At 74.1% G+C, this 19464-nt stretch carries 19 protein-coding genes; 11 read left to right on the forward strand and 8 right to left on the reverse strand.

The annotated features are described in order from the left end of the window. Positions 1-2 precede the first annotated feature (2 nt). Positions 3-296 carry a 1,2-phenylacetyl-CoA epoxidase subunit PaaB gene (gene paaB / locus ACZ3KJ_RS20070; protein ID WP_389516004.1) on the reverse strand — a complete coding sequence of 98 codons (294 nt, stop codon included), beginning with the start codon at positions 294-296 and terminating at the stop codon, positions 3-5. Continuing rightward, positions 293-1279 (reverse strand): 1,2-phenylacetyl-CoA epoxidase subunit PaaA, encoded by a 987-nt coding sequence (gene paaA / locus ACZ3KJ_RS20075; protein WP_467528652.1) that lies wholly within the window; start codon positions 1277-1279, stop codon positions 293-295. The genes paaB and paaA overlap by 4 nt, the downstream gene beginning before the upstream one ends. Positions 1280-1558: 279 nt before the next feature. Here paaA and paaI point away from each other — a divergent pair, with 279 nt between their 5' ends. The 5 genes from paaI to ACZ3KJ_RS20100 all read left to right on the forward strand — a co-directional run bounded on the left by paaI (position 1559) and on the right by ACZ3KJ_RS20100 (position 5714). Beyond that, positions 1559-1984, forward strand: coding sequence for a hydroxyphenylacetyl-CoA thioesterase PaaI (gene paaI, locus ACZ3KJ_RS20080; RefSeq protein WP_467528654.1), 426 nt, complete (start codon positions 1559-1561; stop codon positions 1982-1984). After that, complete coding sequence (paaK, locus tag ACZ3KJ_RS20085; RefSeq protein WP_467528656.1) at positions 1981-3327, forward strand: phenylacetate--CoA ligase PaaK; 1347 nt, start codon at positions 1981-1983, stop codon at positions 3325-3327. The genes paaI and paaK overlap by 4 nt, the downstream gene beginning before the upstream one ends. Positions 3328-3656: 329 nt before the next feature. After that, positions 3657-4649 (forward strand): dihydroxyacetone kinase subunit DhaK, encoded by a 993-nt coding sequence (gene dhaK / locus ACZ3KJ_RS20090; RefSeq protein WP_467528658.1) that lies wholly within the window; start codon positions 3657-3659, stop codon positions 4647-4649. A gap of 62 nt (positions 4650-4711) precedes the next feature. After that, entirely contained in the window at positions 4712-5311 is a 600-nt protein-coding gene (dhaL, locus tag ACZ3KJ_RS20095) for a dihydroxyacetone kinase subunit DhaL (protein WP_467528659.1), read from the forward strand. Beyond that, entirely contained in the window at positions 5304-5714 is a 411-nt protein-coding gene (locus tag ACZ3KJ_RS20100) for a PTS-dependent dihydroxyacetone kinase phosphotransferase subunit DhaM (RefSeq protein ID WP_467528661.1), read from the forward strand. The genes dhaL and ACZ3KJ_RS20100 overlap by 8 nt, the downstream gene beginning before the upstream one ends. 32 nt (positions 5715-5746) lie before the next feature. Here the strand turns inward: ACZ3KJ_RS20100 and ACZ3KJ_RS20105 are convergent, their stop codons facing one another. Continuing rightward, positions 5747-6547, reverse strand: coding sequence for a glycoside hydrolase family 75 protein (locus tag ACZ3KJ_RS20105; protein WP_467528663.1), 801 nt, complete (start codon positions 6545-6547; stop codon positions 5747-5749). A 472-nt stretch (positions 6548-7019) separates the two neighbouring features. Here ACZ3KJ_RS20105 and ACZ3KJ_RS20110 point away from each other — a divergent pair, with 472 nt between their 5' ends. Next, entirely contained in the window at positions 7020-7979 is a 960-nt protein-coding gene (locus tag ACZ3KJ_RS20110; RefSeq protein ID WP_467528665.1) for a fibronectin type III domain-containing protein, read from the forward strand. 150 nt (positions 7980-8129) lie between these two features. Continuing rightward, entirely contained in the window at positions 8130-8666 is a 537-nt protein-coding gene (locus ACZ3KJ_RS20115; protein ID WP_467528667.1) for a hypothetical protein, read from the forward strand. A 383-nt stretch (positions 8667-9049) separates the two neighbouring features. Here ACZ3KJ_RS20115 and ACZ3KJ_RS20120 read toward each other — a convergent pair whose 3' ends face one another. From ACZ3KJ_RS20120 to ACZ3KJ_RS20135, 4 genes are all read right to left on the reverse strand, one after another. Next, the gene (locus tag ACZ3KJ_RS20120) at positions 9050-9613 is read right to left on the reverse strand and encodes a PadR family transcriptional regulator (protein ID WP_467528668.1); all 564 of its coding nucleotides are present in this window, start codon (positions 9611-9613) and stop codon (positions 9050-9052) included. A 31-nt stretch (positions 9614-9644) separates the two neighbouring features. After that, complete coding sequence (locus ACZ3KJ_RS20125; protein ID WP_467528670.1) at positions 9645-11660, reverse strand: NADPH-dependent 2,4-dienoyl-CoA reductase; 2016 nt, start codon at positions 11658-11660, stop codon at positions 9645-9647. 100 nt (positions 11661-11760) lie between these two features. Continuing rightward, the gene (locus tag ACZ3KJ_RS20130; protein ID WP_467528671.1) at positions 11761-12129 is read right to left on the reverse strand and encodes a hypothetical protein; all 369 of its coding nucleotides are present in this window, start codon (positions 12127-12129) and stop codon (positions 11761-11763) included. 156 nt (positions 12130-12285) lie between these two features. Continuing rightward, complete coding sequence (locus ACZ3KJ_RS20135; RefSeq protein ID WP_467528672.1) at positions 12286-13185, reverse strand: hypothetical protein; 900 nt, start codon at positions 13183-13185, stop codon at positions 12286-12288. 249 nt (positions 13186-13434) lie between these two features. Between ACZ3KJ_RS20135 and ACZ3KJ_RS20140 the strand changes: the two genes are divergently transcribed. Continuing rightward, positions 13435-15504 (forward strand): SpoIIE family protein phosphatase, encoded by a 2070-nt coding sequence (locus ACZ3KJ_RS20140; RefSeq protein WP_467528674.1) that lies wholly within the window; start codon positions 13435-13437, stop codon positions 15502-15504. A gap of 300 nt (positions 15505-15804) precedes the next feature. On the opposite strand, the gene ACZ3KJ_RS20145 is transcribed toward ACZ3KJ_RS20140, so the two are convergent. After that, a complete protein-coding gene (locus ACZ3KJ_RS20145) occupies positions 15805-16611 on the reverse strand; it encodes a putative protein N(5)-glutamine methyltransferase (protein ID WP_467528676.1) in 807 nt (268 codons plus the stop codon). A gap of 436 nt (positions 16612-17047) precedes the next feature. Here ACZ3KJ_RS20145 and ACZ3KJ_RS20150 point away from each other — a divergent pair, with 436 nt between their 5' ends. The 3 genes from ACZ3KJ_RS20150 to ACZ3KJ_RS20160 all read left to right on the forward strand — a co-directional run bounded on the left by ACZ3KJ_RS20150 (position 17048) and on the right by ACZ3KJ_RS20160 (position 19307). Continuing rightward, entirely contained in the window at positions 17048-17536 is a 489-nt protein-coding gene (locus ACZ3KJ_RS20150) for a MarR family winged helix-turn-helix transcriptional regulator (protein WP_467528678.1), read from the forward strand. 93 nt (positions 17537-17629) lie between these two features. After that, on the forward strand, positions 17630-18214 hold the full coding sequence (locus ACZ3KJ_RS20155; protein ID WP_467528679.1) for an Rv1733c family protein: 585 nt from the start codon (positions 17630-17632) through the stop codon (positions 18212-18214). A gap of 124 nt (positions 18215-18338) precedes the next feature. Beyond that, positions 18339-19307: an acetylxylan esterase gene (locus tag ACZ3KJ_RS20160; RefSeq protein WP_467528681.1), complete on the forward strand. Its 969-nt coding sequence runs from the start codon at positions 18339-18341 to the stop codon at positions 19305-19307. Positions 19308-19464: the final 157 nt, after the last annotated feature.

The raw sequence follows: 19464 nt of genomic DNA on the forward strand, positions 1-19464 counted from the left end.
TCCTAGATGTGAGGGACGTCGTCGGGGATGTCGTAGAAGGTCGGGTGCCGGTACACCTTGTCCGCGCTGGGCGCGAAGAAGGGGTCCTTCTCGTCGCGCGTGGAGGCGGCGATGTGCTCCGAGCGCACCACCCAGATGCTGACGCCCTCGTTGCGGCGGGTGTACAGGTCGCGGGCGTGGGTGAGCGCCATCGCGTCGTCGGCGGCGTGCAGCGAGCCGACGTGGACGTGGTTGAGGCCGCGCTTGCCGCGCACGAACACCTCATACAACGGCCAGCCCTGCTGGTCGGGGGTCATGCCGCCGCTCCCTTCCGCGCGCGGGCCGCCTGCTTGGCCGCGTGGGCGGTGGCCGCCTCGCGCACCCAGGCGCCGTCCTCGTGAGCGGCCCGTCGCCGCTCGATCCGTTCGGTGTTGCACGGCCCGTCGCCCTTGATGACACGCATCAGCTCGTCCCAGTCGGGGGTGCCGAAGTCGTGGCGGCCCCGCTCCTCGTTCCAGCGCAGCTCCGGGTCGGGCAGGGTGACACCGAGCTTCTCCGCCTGCGGGACGGTCATGTCGACGAACCTCTGGCGCAGCTCGTCGTTGCTGTGCCGCTTGATCTTCCAGGCCATGGAGGCGGCCGAGTTGGGGGAGTTGTCGTCGGGCGGGCCGAACATCATCAGGGACGGCCACCACCAGCGGTTCACCGCGTCCTGGACCATCTCGCGCTGGGCTTCGGTGCCGCGCATCATCGTCATCAGCAGCTCGTAACCCTGCCGCTGGTGGAACGACTCCTCCTTGCAGATGCGCACCATGGCGCGGGCGTAGGGACCGTAGGAGCTGCGGCACAGGGGCACCTGGTTGCAGATCGCGGCGCCGTCCACGAACCAGCCGATCACGCCGACGTCGGCGAAGGTCGGCGTCGGGTAGTTGAAGATCGACGAGTACTTCTGCCGCCCTTCGATCAGCCGCTCGGTGAGGTCCGTGCGGTCGGCCCCCAGGGTCTCGGCGGCCGAGTACAGGTAGAGCCCGTGGCCGGCCTCGTCCTGCACCTTGGCGAACAGGATCGCCTTGCGCCGCAGCGACGGCGCGCGCGTGATCCACTCCCCCTCCGGCTGCATGCCGATGATCTCCGAATGCGCGTGCTGCGCGATCTGCCGGACCAACGTCCTGCGGTAGCCGTCCGGCATCCAGTCCCGCGGCTCGATCCGCTGGTCGTGCGCGATCGTCGCGTCGAAGTGCGCCTGGAACTCGGGCGGAACGCCGTCCGCGGCCGATGAGCCGGGGTGCTGTGCCGTCATCCGTACCACCCATCCCTACCGACCATTCGTTCGGTCTATGATAGGACGAGCTCCCCGGGGTCCGGCAAGTGCCCGGACGGGGGCAGTTCCCTGCGCAAGGCGGGGCGCCGGCCGCGGGAAAGGCGCGACCTCGTCCAGCCCCAGCCGGCGCATGACGGGCATCCCAGGGGCCGCGCGCCGCGGGTGACGCACCTCTTGACAGGTCATGGCGCGGCTTGATTACTTGGCCGTGCCGCACGGTGACCGAATGTTCGGTCGGTACACAAGGTGGTGTGGAACGTGACGGAAGCGACGTCCGCGTCGCCGGGGCCCGCAGCGCGCATGTTCGCCGCGGACCGGGCCTCGCGGCTGCTGGGCATCGAACTGCTGGAGCAGGGCGAGGGGACCGCGGTGCTCCGCATGACCGTGACGGCGTCCATGGTCAACGGCCACGGCATCGCCCACGGCGGCTGTCCGTTCCTGTTCGCCGACACCGCCTTCGCCTGCGCCTGCAACCACCACGGCCCCGTCACCGTCGCCTCCGGGGCGGACGTAGCCTTCGTGGCGCCCGCCCATGAGGGCGACGTCCTGGTGGCCACCGCCCGCGAGGTGACCCGGTTCGGCCGCAGCGGTATCCACGGCGTGAGCGTCACACGCGGCGACGCGGTGATCGCCGAGTTCCGCGGCCGCAGCATCCGGAGCACGCAAGGCGAGGAGCCGCAATGATCAGCGAACCGACAGCACCGGCGGACGCGCGCCCCCGCCGCGGCGAACCCCTCCCGGCGGAGCTGTGGGACGACGCCGAGCGGCTGCCGCGCGAGGAGGTGCGCGACCTCCAGCTGCGCCGCCTCCGGCGGACACTGCGGCACGCCTACGACAACGTCGAGCTCTACCGCCAGAAGTTCGACCGGGCCGGTGTGACGCCCGGCGACTGCCGGACGCCGGAGGATCTGGCCCGCTTCCCGTTCACGACCAAGGCGGACCTGCGCGAGACGTACCCGTTCGGCATGTTCGCCGTGCCCCTGTCCGAGGTGCGGCGCATCCACGCCTCCAGCGGCACCACCGGCCGCCCGACGGTCGTCGGGTACACGGAGCGGGACCTGTCCACCTGGGCGGATCTCATCGCCCGCTCCATCCGCGCCGCCGGCGGCCGCCCCGGCCACAAGGTCCACATCAGCTACGGTTACGGCCTGTTCACCGGCGGACTCGGCGCCCACTACGGCGCGGAGCGGGCCGGCTGTACGGTGATCCCCGCCTCGGGCGGTATGACCGCACGCCAGGTGCAGATCATCCAGGACTTCCAGCCCGAGATCATCATGGTCACCCCGTCCTACATGCTCACCCTGCTCGACGAGTTCGAGAAACAGGGCGTGGATCCGCGCTCCACCTCCCTGAAGGTGGGCATCTTCGGCGCCGAGCCGTGGACGGAGGCGATGCGCCACGAGATCGAGGAGCGCATGGACATCCACGCGGTCGACATCTACGGCCTCTCCGAGGTGATGGGCCCCGGCGTCGCCCAGGAGTGCGTGGACACCAAGGACGGCCTGCACGTGTGGGAGGACCACTTCCTCCCCGAGATCGTCGACCCCTTCACGGACGAGGTCCTCGCCGACGGCGAGAGCGGTGAGCTGGTGTTCACCTCGCTCACCAAGGAGGCGCTGCCCGTCATCCGCTACCGCACCCGGGACCTGACCCGTCTCCTGCCCGGCACGGCCCGGACCGGGTTCCGCCGCATCGAGAAGATCACCGGCCGCTGCGACGACATGATCATCCTGCGTGGGGTGAACGTCTTCCCGACCCAGATCGAGGAGATCGTGCTGCGCACCCCCGGCGTCGCCCCGCACTTCCAGATCGACCTCAGCCGGCGCGGGCGGATGGACCACATGACCGTCCGGGTGGAAGCGCGGCCGGACGCCGGACCGGAGCAGCGCGAAAGCGCGGCCCGCGCCGTCGCCCAGGGCGTCAAGGACGGTGTCGGCATCAGCGTGGAGGTGGCCGTGGTGGACCCGGAGACGCTGGAACGTTCCCTCGGCAAGCTCCGCAGGGTCAGGGACCGGCGCGGGGACTGAACCGATTCCTCGCCACCACGGCCGGGTGACCACCACGCCCCCGGCATGGACGCAACGGCTCGCCGCGCGCGAAGGACGGGCCCGGCAGGTGCACGTGACCTTCGCAGCCGCAAGGCCGATACTGCCCTCGTAGGACCCTTTCAGCACTCCGACGAGCCACCGCCGGCGACCGGCACGGCGTCACCGGAGCAAGCGTTCCGTCGGTGTCCCTACCGCCGGGACCCGCGCCGGAGCGCCTCGAACCACCGCGATCGGTGGTGACCCGTCACCCGCCTGACTACAAGAGACGCTGGTCAGGAGTCCACCCGCTGACCAGCCGGGAGGTACCCATGAGGATGCTCATCAACGTTCCCGAGACCGTCGTCGCGGACGCCCTGCGCGGGATGGCCGCCGCCCACCCCGAGCTGACCGTCGACGTCGAGAACCGGGTGATCGTGCGGCGGGACGCGCCGGTGGCCGGGAAAGTGGGGCTGGTGTCGGGGGGCGGCTCGGGGCACGAACCCCTGCACGGGGGATTCGTCGGACCGGGGATGCTCTCGGCGGCCTGCCCGGGGGAGGTCTTCACCTCGCCGGTGCCGGACCAGATGGTGCGCGCGGCCGCCGCCGTCGACAGCGGGGCCGGGGTGCTGTTCGTCGTGAAGAACTACACCGGCGACGTGCTCAACTTCGACATGGCCGCGGAACTGGCCGAGGACGAGGGCATCCAGATCGCGAAAGTGCTGGTCAACGATGACGTCGCGGTGACCGACAGCCTGTACACGGCGGGGCGGCGCGGCACCGGCGCGACACTGTTCGTGGAGAAGATCGCCGGCGCCGCCGCCGACGAGGGCCTGCCGCTGGAGCGTGTCGAGGCGGTCGCGCGGAAGGTCAACGAGAGCGCGCGCAGCTTCGGCGTGGCGCTCAGCGCGTGCACCACCCCCGCCAAGGGCAGTCCGACCTTCGACCTGCCGCCCGGCGAGCTGGAGTTGGGCATCGGCATCCACGGCGAGCCGGGGCGCGAGCGGCGCGCGATGATGACCGCCGGGGAGATCGCCGACTTCGCGGTCGACGCCCTCCTGGAGGACCTGTCACCGCGCAACCCGGTCCTCGTCCTCGTCAACGGCATGGGCGCCACCCCGCTGCTGGAGCTGTACGGCTTCAACGCCGAGGTGCAGCGCGTCCTGACCCGGCGCGGGGTCGCCGTCGCCCGTACGCTCGTCGGGAACTACGTGACGTCCCTCGACATGGCGGGCGCCTCGGTCACCCTGTGCCAGGTGGACGAGGAGCTGCTGCGGCTGTGGGACGCGCCGGTGAGCACGCCGGGGCTGCGCTGGGGCAGGTGACCCGCGGGCCCGCCCGCCGGGAGGCCACCACGCCCGACCCACCTACCAGGCAAGGAGATCCAGTGCTCGACGCCGATTTCTTCCGCCGTTGGATGACGGCCACCGCCGCGTCCGTCGACCGCGAGGCGGAACGGCTCACCGCCCTCGACTCCCCCATCGGGGACGCCGACCACGGCAGCAACCTGCACCGCGGGTTCAGCGCCGTCACCGCCGCCCTGGAGAAGGAGGCGCCGGCGACGCCCGGGGCCGTCCTCGTGCTCGCCGGGCGTCAGCTCATCTCGACCGTCGGCGGGGCGTCGGGACCCCTGTACGGCACGCTGCTGCGGCGGACGGGCAAGGCGCTCGGGGACGGGGCCGAGGTGAGCGAGGAGCAGCTCGCCGAGGCGCTGCGCGCCGGCGTGGACGCGGTGATGCAGCTCGGCGGGGCCGCGCCGGGCGACAAGACGATGATCGACGCGCTGGTGCCCGCCGTGGAGGCACTGGGCGCCGGGTTCGGCGCGGCGCGGGACGCCGCGGAGCGGGGGGCCGTCGCCACCACCCCCCTCCAGGCGCGCAAGGGCCGGGCGAGCTATCTGGGCGAGCGCAGCATCGGGCACCAAGACCCGGGCGCCACCTCGTCCGCCCTGCTCGTCGCGGGACTCGTGGAGGCCTCCGGTGAGTGAGGGCCGACGGGTCGGGATCGTGCTCGTCTCGCACAGCGCCCAGGTCGCCGCGGCCGTCGCGGAGCTGGCCCGGGGGCTCGCGGGCGGCGGCACGGACGTGCCCGTCGCCCCGGCGGGCGGCACCGAGGGCGGCGGGCTCGGGACGAGCGCGGAGTTGATCAGCGCCGCCGCGGCCTCGGTGGACCGCGGTGCCGGGATCGCCGTCCTCACCGACCTCGGAAGCGCCGTGCTCACCGTGAAGGCACTGCTCGCCGAGGGCGACGAGCTGCCCGACGGCACCCGCCTCGTGGACGCGCCGTTCGTGGAGGGCGCGGTCGCCGCCGTCGTCACGGCGGCCACGGGAGCCGGCCTGGACGCGGTGGAGGCGGCGGCCGCCGAGGCGTACTCCTACCGGAAGGTGTGACCGGGCCCCTTGGCGGGGCCCGGCCGTGCCGGTCACGGGGCCCCACGGTCCTCGGCGAGCGGCTGCCCGGCCCCGGTGGCGCCCGGCCGCCGCGCCGCGTCCCGGGTGCCCCGGACGAACGCGCGCGCGAGCCGTTCGCCCACCTCGACGGCGGCCGCGTGGCTCTCGACGGGGGTCGCCCGGGAGTCCTCGAAGAGGATGTAGGTGACGCCGGAGGGGGTTCCGCCGCCGTGCGGGTCGGCGCGGATGCCGAGGGCCGCGGCGGTGGCGTACGAGGCCTCGCCGATGATCGCGGACGGTCCGACGTCCCCGACGACGGCGTACTGGACCCGGCCCTGGTGGACGACGGCCGCCACGGTTCCGCCGCGCACCCCGTGGTCGCGGTAGTCCCAGAGGGTGCTCGGGGCGGGCACGACGATGTACGGCAGGCTCTCGGCGCTCAGATAGCGGCCGTCGGACTGGGTGAAGGCGGTGGCCGGCGAGAACGTGGGGTCGGTGGTGGCGTTGCAGCGGGTGCCGGGGCGGCCGTCGCAGTCGATGTCCATGTCGGCCGTCCAGAAGACGGCGCCCTCGGTGCCGCAGACCGGGATCGTGGCGGGGGCGGCGGCATCGCTGCGGTAGAGGCCGCGGGAGACGCGGGTGCAGTTCCGCACGCGGGCCAGCAGGTCGGCGGCGGACACGGTGCCCTCCCGCGGCGCGGCCGGTCTCCGGGGGACGTCGGAGGCCGGCCGGGCCACGGCGGGGGCGGCGGTCGGGGCGAGCAGGACGAGGCCGGCCGCGGCCAGCGTCAGGGGCGCCCTCCGCCTCACCCGGTGCGGCAACTGGACAGGCACGGTGCGGGACCCTCTCGTGGGGGACTGGGGAGAACTCCCAGCCCAATCTGGGGCCGGCCGTCTCCCGGGGCCACCCGAGGGGGCCGTACGGTGCACGCGCCCCTCGCGGCGTACGGACGTACGGACGGGAGCCGGGGCCGCGGTCCGGGGCCGCGGTCCGGGGACGTGGGCCGGGGGCCGTACGTGAGCCGGGTACGTGAGCCGGGGGCCGGGTACGTGGGCCGGGGACCGGTGCCGTCTCGGTACCGGTCCCCGGCCGCCCCGCCGGCGTGGGATCAGCGACGACAGCGTTCCACGCCGACGGCGCGAACTCCCCTGGATCAGAGGGAAGTTCAGCCGTGGAAGCCTCAGCATACGAAACTGTCCCGGCCGCCCACCAATGCCGGCCCCGCACCGCCCTCTTGATGTGCTCGCACCACCGCGCCATATTGGTCCGGACCATTGCCGCCCTGTCGGCCCGGGAGGGGGAGCCGTGCGACGCGTGGTGCTGTGCGGGTGGGTCCTGGCGGTGTGCTGCGGATGCGCGGCGCCGGGCGACGGTGACGAGGGGCGGGCGCCCGGCGCTCCGACCGGGGTCACGGCCGAGGCGGGAAGCGCGACCAGCGTGCACGTGATGTGGAACGCGGTCGCCGGGGCCCGCGCGTACGAGGTGTACCGGGGCACCACGAAGGTCGGTGAGGTGCCCGGCTCCGCCCACATGCTCGACGTCACCCGGCTCGACCCGGGCACCGGCTACGTCTTCACCGTGCGGGCGCGGGACGCCGGGGGACGGCTCGGCCCGCGCAGCCGGGAGGTACGGGCGACGACCCCGGCGGCGGTCGCGGCGGACCGGACGGCCCCGACCCGGCCGGCCGGCACCGTGGGCCGGGCCGCGGGGAGCCGGGCGGCCCAACTGTCCTGGTCGGCCTCCACGGACGACCGCGGGGTGGTGTCGTACGACGTCTACCAGGGCGGGGTGAAGATCCACAGCGTCGGCGGGAACCAGACGGCGACGGTGGTCACGGGGCTGCGGCCGGGCACCCGGTACTCCTTCACCGTGCGGGCGCGGGACGCGGCCGACAACCTCTCGCCGGCCGGCGCGGTCGTGCGCCTGACCACCGGGCCCGGCACGGACGAGGGGCGGGACACCGCGCCGACGGACCTGCGGGCGACGGTCCGCGCGGCGGACGGGGCGTACTCCGTCGAGCTCACCTGGGTGCCGCCGCGCGTGGACGGCGTGGTCACGGAGTACCAGATCCAGCTCGACGGGCAGCCGGCCACCTCCCTCGTGTGGGGCGGGAACCCCCCGCAGGGGAAGGCCTCCTACAGCTTCTACCTGGGGCGCGAGGCCGGTGTCGGGCACCGGGTGCGGCTGCGGGCACGGCTGCCGGACGGGACGTGGGGGGCGTTCTCCGAGGAGCGGACGGTGACGACGGGCGGCCACCGGGGCTGAGCCGTCCGGGGGACGACGTCACCCGGACGGAGGCGGCCGGGGTGCGGCACGGGGCGGGGGCGCATTGGCTGCCCCTGAGGCAGCACGGGCGTACCCGATCCTCGGCGGCGCAAGGGATGTACCGCCAACCGTGCCGCCGGAGGACATCCGATGCGCACTTCCCGTCTCCTCGCCCGCTCCGGACTGACCGTGGCAGCCGCCGCCGCGCTCCCGCTCACGGTGACCGCCCGGCCGGCCGCGGGGATCTCCGGCATCTCCGTCAGCACGACCGGGTCCACGGTGTCCGTGGTGACCAGCGCGTGCACCCAGGCCAACGGCAGCTGGGGCACGGCGGCGCTGCTCACCAGCGGCCAGGCGAACTTCTCCCAGGGCCGGCAGGTGGCCCTGTCGGGCACCGGCGTCAGCCAGTCCGCCGCCTGGTCGGGCATCACCCCCGGCACGTACACGGTCGTCGTCATGTGCGCGAACGGCACCACCGCCGGCACCCAGTCGGTGATCGTCGCGGCCGCGTCCGAGCCGACGATCTCCACGACGTCCTCGCCCACCCGGGGCGTCCTGGGCGGCACGGGCGGCACGGTCCGCGACTACGGCGCGGTCACCATGGCGGTCGGCGGGGCCCTGGTCGGGTCCGGCGCCGTCGCGGCGGTCTGGTACCTGCGCCGCCGCTCGCGGCCGCACCGCTACTAGGGCCTGTTGCGAAAGTCCCGCCTGCCCGACGACGCCATGCACGCACTCTCGCCGCACCGGCCCCTGACCCAAGTACATCCAGTACGAGGGCCAGGGGCCGGCACTCCCCCAGCCTTCGACCGGGGGGACCCCCAGAGCACGCATCTGACGCCGCCAGGCCCGCCCTCCGGGCGGACGACGGGACTTTCGCAACAGGCCCTAGGGCCGCTCTTGCCCGTCCGGTCCCGGTACGCCTGCCCTGCCGGGGGGAGGGCCGGCGGGAGGCTCCCGCCCGGCCGGATCAGATGGTCCCGTGACACTGCCTCAGCGGCTCCCGGGACACCGCCTCGGCCGATGCCGGGACGCCGCCTCAGGCGGTGCCGGGACGCCTCGGCCGGTCCGAGCTAGGACGCCTGCTCGGCCGGGCCACCGGGCCGTACCCCGGGAAGTTCCTCCAGTGCCTCGGTCAGCCACTGCGTCCAGAAGGTCTCCAGCTGGATGCCCGCGCGCAGGACCAGGTGCTGAAGCCTGGCCTGCGCGCCGTCGCTGCCGGGCGGGAAGTCGCGCTGCTCGATCTCCTCGTACTCGGCCAGCTGCCGCCGGTGCAGGTCCAGATGGCGGCGCAGGTCGGCCTCCAGGCCGGCGGTGCCGACGACGGCTGCGGCGCGCAGCCGCAGCAGCAGCGCGTCCCGGTGCGGCTTGGGGTCCTGCGCCGCGGCGGTCCAGCGTTCGAGTTCGGCGCGGCCCGCGGGCAGGACCTCGTAGCTCTTGCGCTGCCCGCGCGTCGGTCCTTCGGCGGGCAGGGCCCGGATGTGGCCCCCGGCCTCCAGCCGCCCCAGCTCGCGGTAGATCTGCTGGTGCGTCGCCGACCAGAAGTAGCCGATCGACTTGTCGAACCGGCGGGTCAGATCCAGTCCCGACGACGGCTTCTCGAGCAGGGCGGTGAGGATCGCGTGCGGGAGTGACATGGGCCCATCCTAGGGACGCGCCCTACGGGGCCTACAGCGCCGCCGCCAGCTCGGTGCCCTGCTTGACGGCCCGTTTGGCGTCCAGTTCGGCGGCCACGTCGGCGCCGCCGATGAGGTGGGCCTTCACCCCGGCGGCGACCAGTTCCTCGTAGAGGTCCCGGCGCGGTTCCTGGCCGGTGCACAGCACGATGGTGTCGACCGGGAGGACCGTGCTCTCCTCGCCGACGGTGATGTGCAGTCCGGCGTCGTCGATGCGGTCGTAGCGCACGCCCGGGACCATGGTGACGCCGCGGTGCTTGAGCTCGGTGCGGTGGATCCAGCCGGTGGTCTTCCCGAGTCCGGCGCCGACCTTGGTGGTCTTGCGCTGGAGCAGGTGGACGGTGCGCGGCGGGGCGGGCCGCTCGGGCGCGGCGAGGCCGCCGGGGGCCCGGTAGTCCCTGTCCACGCCCCAGTGGCGGAAGTACGTCGCGGGGTCCTCGCTGGCCCGGTCGCCGCCGTCGGTGAGGAACTCGGCGACGTCGAAGCCGATGCCGCCGGCGCCCAGGACGGCGACGCGCTCGCCCACGGGGGCGCGGTCGCGCAGGACGTCCAGGTAGCCGACGACGCTCGGGTGGTCGACCCCGGGGATGTCGGGGGTGCGCGGGGTGACGCCGGTGGCGACGACGACCTCGTCGTAGCCGGACAGGTCCCCGGCGGTCACCCAGGTGTTCAGGCGTACGTCCACGCCGTGCGCGTCGATCTGGTGGCGGAAGTAGCGCAGCGTCTCGTCGAACTCCTGCTTGCCGGGGACCTGGCGGGCCACGTTGAGCTGGCCGCCGACCTCGCTCGCGGCGTCGAACAGCGTGACCCGGTGGCCGCGTTCGGCCGCCGACACCGCGCAGGCGAGGCCCGCCGGTCCGGCGCCGACGACGGCGACGCGCTTGCGCAGCCGGGTCGGGGCGAGCACCAGCTCGGTCTCGTGGCAGGCGCGCGGGTTGACCAGGCAGGAGGTGATCCGTCCGCCGAAGGTGTGGTCGAGGCAGGCCTGGTTGCAGCCGATGCAGGTGTTGATGGCCTCGGGCGTGCCGGCCGCGGCCTTGGCGACGAAGTCGGGGTCGGCGAGCATGGGGCGGGCCATGGACACCAGGTCGGCGCAGCCGTCGGCGAGCAGTTCCTCGGCGAGTTCCGGGGTGTTGATGCGGTTGGTGGTGACGAGGGGGACGGACACCTTCCCCATGAGCTTCCTCGTCACCCAGGTGTAGGCGCCGCGGGGCACGGAGGTGGCGATGGTGGGGATGCGGGCCTCGTGCCAGCCGATGCCGGTGTTGATGATCGTCGCCCCGGCCTCCTCGACGGCCCGCGCGAGGGTGACGACCTCGTCGAGCGTCGAGCCGCCGGGCACCAGGTCCAGCATCGACAGCCGGTAGATGACGACGAAGTCCTCGCCGACCGCCTCGCGCACCCGCCGGACGATCTCCACCGGGAAGCGCATCCGGTTCTCGTAGGAGCCGCCCCAGCGATCCGTGCGCCGGTTGGTCCGCGCGGCGGTGAACTCGTTGATCAGGTAGCCCTCCGAGCCCATGATCTCGACGCCGTCGTAGCCGGCCCGCCGTGCGAGGCGGGCGGCTCGGGCGTAGTCGTCGACGGTGCGCTCGACGTCGGCGTCGGTGAGCTCGCGCGGCGGGAAGGGGCTGATGGGGGCCTGGAGGGGGCTGGGGGCGACCAGGTCGCGGTGGTAGGCGTAGCGGCCGAAGTGCAGGATCTGCATCGCGATGCGGCCGCCCTCGCGGTGGACGGCCTCGGTGACCACCCGGTGCCGTTCGGCCTCCGCGTCCGTGGTCAGCCTGGCGCCGCCCTCGTACGGCCGTCCCTCGTCGTTGGGGGCGATGCCGCCGGTGACGATGAGGCCCACTCCCCCGCGCGCGCGGGCGGCGTAGAAGGCCGCCATGCGCTCGAAGCCGCCCTCGGCCTCTTCCAGGCCGACGTGCATCGAGCCCATCAGGACGCGGTTGGGCAGCGTGGTGAAGCCCAGGTCCAGCGGGCTCAGCAGATGCGGGTAACGGCTCAAGGCAGGCCTCCGTGCGCGGTGTCGTCACCTCCAGTTCTAGAGGACCGCGCACGGGTTATGCAACTAGTTGCACAATAGGGGGTGAGGGGTGTGCCGCAGGTCACCGGCTTTCGAGCAGGACGTGCAGCTCCCGCTCCTGGTCCCCGGAGGCCGAGGACAGGTCGCGCACGGCGAACAGGGAGTCGAGCGTCGTGCGGAGCCGGTCGATCGCCCAGTAGCCGCCCTGCGCGTCGGCCTCCACGGAGGACGACAGCCGGGGCGGGGCCGCGCACTCCTGGGCCTCGGTGACCTCGAACGTGCCGAGCCAGACCATCGGGCGTGTCTCGTGGAGCTGTTCGGGCACGTCCTCGGCACACCGGTCGGACTCGTAGCACGCGCACAGCGCGTCGAACACGATCCGGGCGTCTTCCTTGCTGCATCCGCTGATCTCGACGGAGACGGACTCCTCGTGCGTTCGCTCGCGGTCCATCGTGATCGCTCCTCTCGTGGCGGTGGCGCGACAGCGCGGGTTCCCCGCGAACCGCGCCACATCCCTAGAAAAGCACCACTTTTCCGGGCGGGCACCACCGGTCGCGCGCCCGTCCACGCCCGTCCGCGCCCGTCCGCGCCCGCCCGGCTGCCGTCCTCAGCCGCTGGTGAAGCGGTAGGTCTTGCTGTCCGTCAGCACGCAGACGCCGGGCGAGACGACGATCACCCGCAGGGTGCCGGTACGGCGGTCGTAGTCGATGCCCTCCGTCTCGAACGCGCCCGAGCAGGAGCTGCGCAGCGGGAGCGCGCGCAGCGCGGTGACGTGCCCGGTGACGTCGGAGGTACCGGGTTCGGCGGACAGGTCGACGCGCAGGAGCGGCTTGGTGATGCCGAACAGGGTCCCCTCGGGGTCGTCCGAGGAGCACAGCAAGGTGACCGGGCCGGTGAAGTCGCAGCCCTGGACGTCGCGCACGGCGTGGTCGAGGCGGACGGTGGACACCTGGGGCAGGTCCGCCGAGGGCGAGGTGGCCGGGTTGACGCCGGGGGTGGGCAGGACCAGCAGCCGGGTCATCGTGCCCCACTCGCCGGTGAGCATCCACTGGCCGCCGGGCGTGATCGCCACCCAGGAGTTGTTGAGGGCCTCGCCGGGGCCGAGCGTGTGGACGTACTCCGACCAGGCGCCGCCGGGTGCCTGCACCCGGAACATCTTCGACGTGCCCGAGTCCCGCTGGTAGGGCTCGACGTAGTGGCCGTCGTAGGAGGCGTCGGGGTCGCCGACGTGGTTCCAGCCGCGGATGCTCACGCCGAGGGGGACGGTGCCGATGCCGGTGTAGCGGTTGGCGCTGCCGGCCGGCACCTCGACGGAGGTCAGGCCCTGGCTCTCGGTCAGCGGGTCGGCGCGGTCGGAGCCGATCTCGGTCCAGGTGTCGGCGGCCGCGGCGGGCGGGGCGGCGCCGAGGGCCGCCGCCGTCGCGGTGGCCAGCGCCACCAAAGCAGCACGTACGGGGCGTGCGGCACGGGCCGGGCGTGCGCGTCTGCGGGCGGGGCGCAGGGGCATGGGTCTCCTCCGGGGCGGGGGGTGAGGTGCGCGCTCGGCGGACAGTGCGGCCCCGCCGGATGGTCATGTACAGACCAATCACATGGACGGGAGGGAGCCGTGCGGAGAACGGCGCGCCGCGCCGTACTGGAGGAGCATGGAAGACGGTCGGTGCCGCAGGCGTGGGCGAGAGAGGTTGTGCGCGGTGGAACCAGGAGAGTCGGCACGGGGGGCTGTGCGCCGAGTCGGCCTTGCGGGGCGGTGCGTGGCATGAGCGGTGACGTCGGGGCGGCCGCGGCCGCCGACAGCGGCCCCGTCGGGCCCAGCGGCCTGCTGGACGTACTGAACATGGCCTCGGTGGTGCTCGACACCGACGGCCGGATCGTGCTGTGGAGCCCGCAGGCGGAGGAGCTGTTCGGCTACTCCGCGCACGAGGCGCTGGGCCGGTACGCCGCGCACGTGATGGTGCACGAGCACCACGTCGAACTGGTGGTGAGACTCTTCGCCGACGTGATGTCCACGGGCCGCAGCTGGGCGGGCGCGTTCCCCATCCGGCGCAAGGACGGCAGCACGCGTCTGGTGGAGTTCCGCAACATGCGCCTCGTGGACGACCGGGGCGACGTCTACGCCCTGGGCCTGGCCGCCGACCAGTCGACCGTACGGCGGCTGGAGCGGGACGTGGCCCTGTCGGCGCGGATGGTCACGCAGTCGCCCATCGGCTTCGCCGTCCTGGACACCGGGCTGCGCTACGTCACCGTCAACCCCGCGCTGGAACGCATCCACGGCCTCCCCGCGCGCAAGCTCGTGGGCCGGACGATGCGCGAGGTGCTGCCCCGAGTGGACACCGAGGCCCTGGAGTCGGAGGCCCGCGACGTGCTGCGCACCGGCGTGCCGCTCGTCGACCGGTCCGTCGTCGGACGCGCCCCCGCCGACCCCGACGAGGACCACGCCTGGGCGGTGTCCCTGTACCGCCTGGAGGACGCCCGCGGCACCGTGCTGGGCGTCGCCCTGTCGGTCGTCGACGTCACCGACCGGTACCGGGCGGGCCTCGAGGCCGACGCCGCGCGCCGCCGGCTCGCCCTCATCGCCGACGCCTCGGCTCGGATCGGCACCACCCTGGACCTGGAACGGACCGCCTGCGAACTGGCCGACGTCGCCGTGCCGGAGCTCGCCGACGTGGCCACCGTGGCCCTGCTCGACGCGGTGGTCCAGGGCCGGCGCAGCGTCCTCGGTCCCGCCGAACCGGCCGTGATCCGCGCGCTGGCCTTCCGGGCGGCCGACGGGTCGCACGTGCGCGCCGCGGCGGACCCTCCCGGCCGGGTCACGCGCTACGCGCCCGACCTCATCGTCACGGAGTGCCTGCGCACCGGCCGGCCGGTCATGGTGGCGCGGGTCAAGGACGAGGACATGGCCCGCATCGCCCGCTCCCCGGAGACGGCCGCGCTCCTGGAACGGGCCGGCTTCCACTCCTATCTGGCGGTGCCGCTCATCGCGCGCGGCGAGGTGCTGGGCGCCCTCGACCTCGCCCGGACCCGCCACCCCGTGCCGTTCGGACAGGACGACCTGCTGCTCGCCGGGGAGCTGGCCGCCCGCGCGGCCGTGCAGATCGACAACGCCCGCTGGTACCAGAACACCCGCACCACCGCCCTCACCCTCCAGCGCAGCCTGCTGCCGAGCCATCCGCGGGTCACCGGCGGCCTGGAGGTGGCCTCCCGCTACCAGCCCGCCGGGGCCGGCACCGAGGTGGGCGGCGACTGGTTCGACGTGATCCCGCTGGACGGCGGCAAGACCGCGCTCGTCGTCGGCGACGTGATGGGCAGCGGCATCGACGCCGCCGCCACCATGGGCCGGCTGCGCACCGCCACCACCACGCTGGCCTCCCTCGACCTCGACCCGGCGGTGCTGCTGGAGCACCTCGACCGGATCACGTCCGGTCTGCCCCACTCCATCGCCACGTGCGTGTACGCCGTGCACGACCCCCGTCTCGGCCGGTGCCGGATCGCCAACGCCGGGCACCTGCCGCCCGCGCGCGTACGCCCCGGGCGCCCGCCGGAGCTGCTCGACCTGCCCACCGGGGTGCCGCTGGGCGTGGGCGGGGTGGCGTTCTCCACGACCGATGTCGAGTTCGCCCCCGGCGACCAGCTCGTCCTGTACACCGACGGGCTGGTCGAGACCCGCCGGCACTCCCTGGACGAACGGCTGGACGCCCTGCTCGCCCTCCTCGACGACCCGGCGCGCCCGCTGGAGGACCTGTGCGACCTGCTGCTGCGCGCCCTGCACCACCCCGACAACCACGACGACGTCGCCCTGCTCGTGGCCCGTGCCCGGGCCACGGAGTGACCGGCCCCGGTCCCCGGTCACTCCGGGTACGCGGGCTGCCGGAGCCCGGCACGCCGAGGGCACGCACCTGACGCCGGAGGGCCCGCCGTCAGGGACCGGCACGCCGAGGGCACGCACCTCACGCCGGAGGACCCGCCGTCAGGGACCGGCACGCCGAGGGCACGCACCTCACGCCGGAGGACCCGCCGTCAGGGACCGGCGCGGCGAGCGGAGCCCCCGCCCACGCCGTTCGGGCAGTGGGGGGCGTGCAGGGCGCCGCCAGGCCGACGGGAGTCCGACGGCAGGCTACGGCGGCAGGGCCTACGCCCCGGCGGCCCTGGTCCCGATCACCACGTGGGCGTACAGCTCCTCGTCCACGGCCAGGCGGGTCGTCAGCCCGCCGCGGCGGAACGCCTCGACCGCCGCGGCGGCCTGCCGTTCGCTCGTCTCGACGAGGAGGCTGCCGCCGGGGGCGAGCCACTCCCCCGCGCCGGCGGTGACCCGGCGCAGCACGTCGAGCCCGTCGGCGCCGCCGTCGAGGGCGGTGAGGGGCTCGTGGTCACGGGCCTCGGCGGGCAGCAGGGCGACCTCGCCGGTGGGGACGTACGGCACGTTGGCGGCCAGGATGTCCACGCGGCCCCGCAGGGCGGCGGGAAGCGCCTCGAACAGGTCGCCCACGTGGACGTGTCCGCCGACGTCGGCGACGTTGCGGCGGGCGCAGCGCACGGCGGCCGGGTCGATGTCGGCGGCGTGCAGTTCGACCGGTCCGAGGGCCGAGGCGAGGGCCGCCCCCACCGCGCCCGAGCCGCAGCACAGGTCCACGACCACGCGGGCGTGCGGGGCGCCGGCGAGTGCCTGGGCGACGAGGAACTCGGTACGGCGGCGGGGCACGAAGACGCCCGGTTCGACGTCGATGCGCAGACCGTGGAACTCGGCCCAGCCGACCACGAGTTCGAGGGGCAGGCCCGTGACGCGGCGCTCCACCAGGCCGGCGAGCCCCTCCGGTGTGCGGGCGGCCGCGAGGAGCAGCTCCGCCTCGTCCTCCGCGAAGACGCACCCGGCGGCACGCAGCGCACCGACGACGGCGTCACGGGGAGGGAAGCGGGAGGGGGAACGGGACGGGTCCACGAAGGACGCCGTGGAGGAATCCGTGGAGGAATCCGTAGGGGAATCCGTGGAGGAATCCGTAGGGGCTTCGGTGCGGGATTCCGTGGCGGCTGCCGCGGAGGGAGCCGCGGAGCACGACGGCCCGGACGAGGAAACGGACGAGGAAACGGACGAGGAAGGGGACGGGGTCGACGGAGAGGGCATGGAAGCCGAGAGACCTTTCGGAAGCCGAAGGGCGCTCTCGCGTCGCCGAAAGACCTAGCGGCGGTCCGCGCCGTCGCGAGGTGAGAGCACCCGACCTGACACTGCGGTAATGGGTCTCACCTCCTCGGTCGCTCACGGCCGGGGAACGTCCGCAGCCGAGTCGTCACCCTACCCCAACGGGCGGGCCCGGATGCGGTGCGGCCCCTTCCCCGATCCGGTTGTACGGTACAACTGGAACGGCGAGGGAGGCCCCATGGAAACAGCACGAGCCGTGGAGACCATCCAGCGCGAGATGACGGTCTTCGCGCGGCGCGCGCGTGCCTCGGCGGGCCGGCTGCACCCCGAGCTCTCGCTCGTGTCGTACACCCTGCTCGGCCATCTCGAGGAGAGCGGCGACTGCCGGGCCACCGATCTCGCCGCGCACTACGCGCTGGACAAGTCCACCGTCAGCCGCCAGGTGGCCGCTCTGGAGCGGGCCGCCCTGATCGAGCGGCGCGAGGACCCGGCGGACCACCGTGTCCACCTCCTCCGTCTCACCGGCTCCGGCCGCCGTGTCCTCGCCCGGGTCACCGACAGGCGGCGCGCCGCCTTCCGGGAGCGGCTCGCCCGCTGGCCCGAGGACGACCTGGAGCGCTTCGCCGCGTATCTGACGCGGTACAACGCGGTGGCCGCGGACGCGGGCCGGCCGGAGCGCGGTCGGCCCGCGTCCGCGGCGGAGGGAGCGACCGACCGCCGACCATGACACCGGAACCCTGTGGCCGTCGTGAACGATCCGGCCCACACGGGGTATCCCCTCCCTGTGGGCACTCGTCCGCGTGACGGCGAGGAGGTCGACATGCGAACCCGGGTGCGGGCCTGGCGACGGCGGGGCAACCCGCTGCTGCGCCGGTCGGACGTGGTGGAGGCGTGGACGGCCCTGCTGGTGGCCGTGCTGCTGCTGGTGGGCGCGCCCCTGACGGGGGCCGCGGTGGGCCGGTGGGCCCACCAGGAGGCGACGGCGACGGCGGCCGAACAGCGGGCGGAACGGCACCGGGTGCGGGCCGAGGTGATCGGCCGGCCGCCCGACGCGCTGCCGACGGCGAGCGGCGGCCGGGCGGACTCCTACCGAGTCGACGTGCGGTGGACGGAGCCCGGACAGGGCACCCGCACGGCCGTCGCGCGCGTGCCGGCGGGCACCCGGCACGGTGACGTGGTGGAGGTGTGGTTCGACGCCCGGGGGCGGAGCACCGGTCCGCCGGCGGACGGTACGGCGGTGTGGCAGCACACCCTCTCCCTGGGCGTCTCCGCGGCGGGCGGTACGGCCGCCGTCGTCCTGCTCGGGCACGCGGTGGTGCGCCGGGTGGCGATGCGGCACCGGCTGGAGGAGTGGGACCGGGAGTGGGCCCGGACGGGTCCGGAGTGGAGCAGGCGCAGCGCCTGAGGGCACCGGGGGCGGACGGCGGCCGAGGGTCGGGCACGGCCGCGGCCCGGGTCTAGAAAGCGCTACCACCCGCCACGTACGGTGTGATCATCCGTACGGCCACTTATCCACAAGGCGGTTGTTCATGGCCCAGTTCGACCTGTCCCTGGAGGAGCTCCAGGAGTACCGCAGCGCGTCCACCGAACCGGAGGACTTCGACGCCTTCTGGTCCAAGACCCTCCAGGAGGCCCGCGAGCACGACTTGGACGCCCGCTTCGACCCGGTCGACACGGGGCTGACCACGGTGCGGGTGTTCGACGTGACGTTCGCCGGGTTCGGGGGACACCCGGTGAAGGGCTGGCTGACGCTGCCCGCCGCGGCCGAGGAGCCGCTGCCCCTGGTGGTGGAGTTCGTCGGCTACGGCGGCGGCCGGGGCCTGCCGCACGAGCACCTGCTGTGGGCGTCGACGGGCCGTGCGCACTTCATCATGGACACCCGCGGCCAGGGCAGCGCCTGGGGCGGCGGGGGCGCCACCGCCGACCCGGTGGGCGGCGCGCCGGCGTACCCCGGCTTCATGACGCGCGGCATCGACGCCCCGGAGAACTACTACTACCGCCGGGTGATCACCGACGCGGTACGCGCCGTCGAGGCGGCCCGCTCGCATCCGCTGACCGACGCGGCGCGCACGGTGGCGCTCGGCGCGAGCCAGGGCGGCGGTCTGGCGATCGCCGTCGGCGGCCTGGTGCCGGACCTGGTGGCGGTCGCCCCGGACGTGCCCTTCCTGTGCGACTTCCCGCGCGCCGCGGTACTGACGGACCGTCACCCCTACCGGGAGATCGGCCTGTACCTCAAGACGCACCGGGGCCGCACCGAGGACGCGCTGCGCACCCTGGCCTACTTCGACGGCGTGCACTTCGCCGCGCGCGCCACGGCCCCCACGCTCTTCTCGGTGGCCCTGGAGGACCAGACCTGCCCGCCGTCGACGGTGTACGCCGCCTTCCACGCCTGGGCGCACGAGGACAAGGCGATCGAGGTGTACGACTTCAACGACCACGAGGGCGGCGGCCCCTTCCACCAGGCGGCCAAGGTCCACTGGCTGCGGTCGTACGCCTGAGACGGTCCCTCCTTCCGGTCCGACCGGTCGGTACGACCTGGGGGTCCGGGCCGCACCGCGGCGGTCCGGGCTCGCGGCGGACGTACGGCGTCCTCGCCGGCCGGGGCGGCTTGGGCGGCTTGGGCGGCTTGGGCGGCTTGGGCGGCCGGAGCGTGCC

Source organism: Streptomyces sp. NPDC003248, assembly GCF_055563235.1.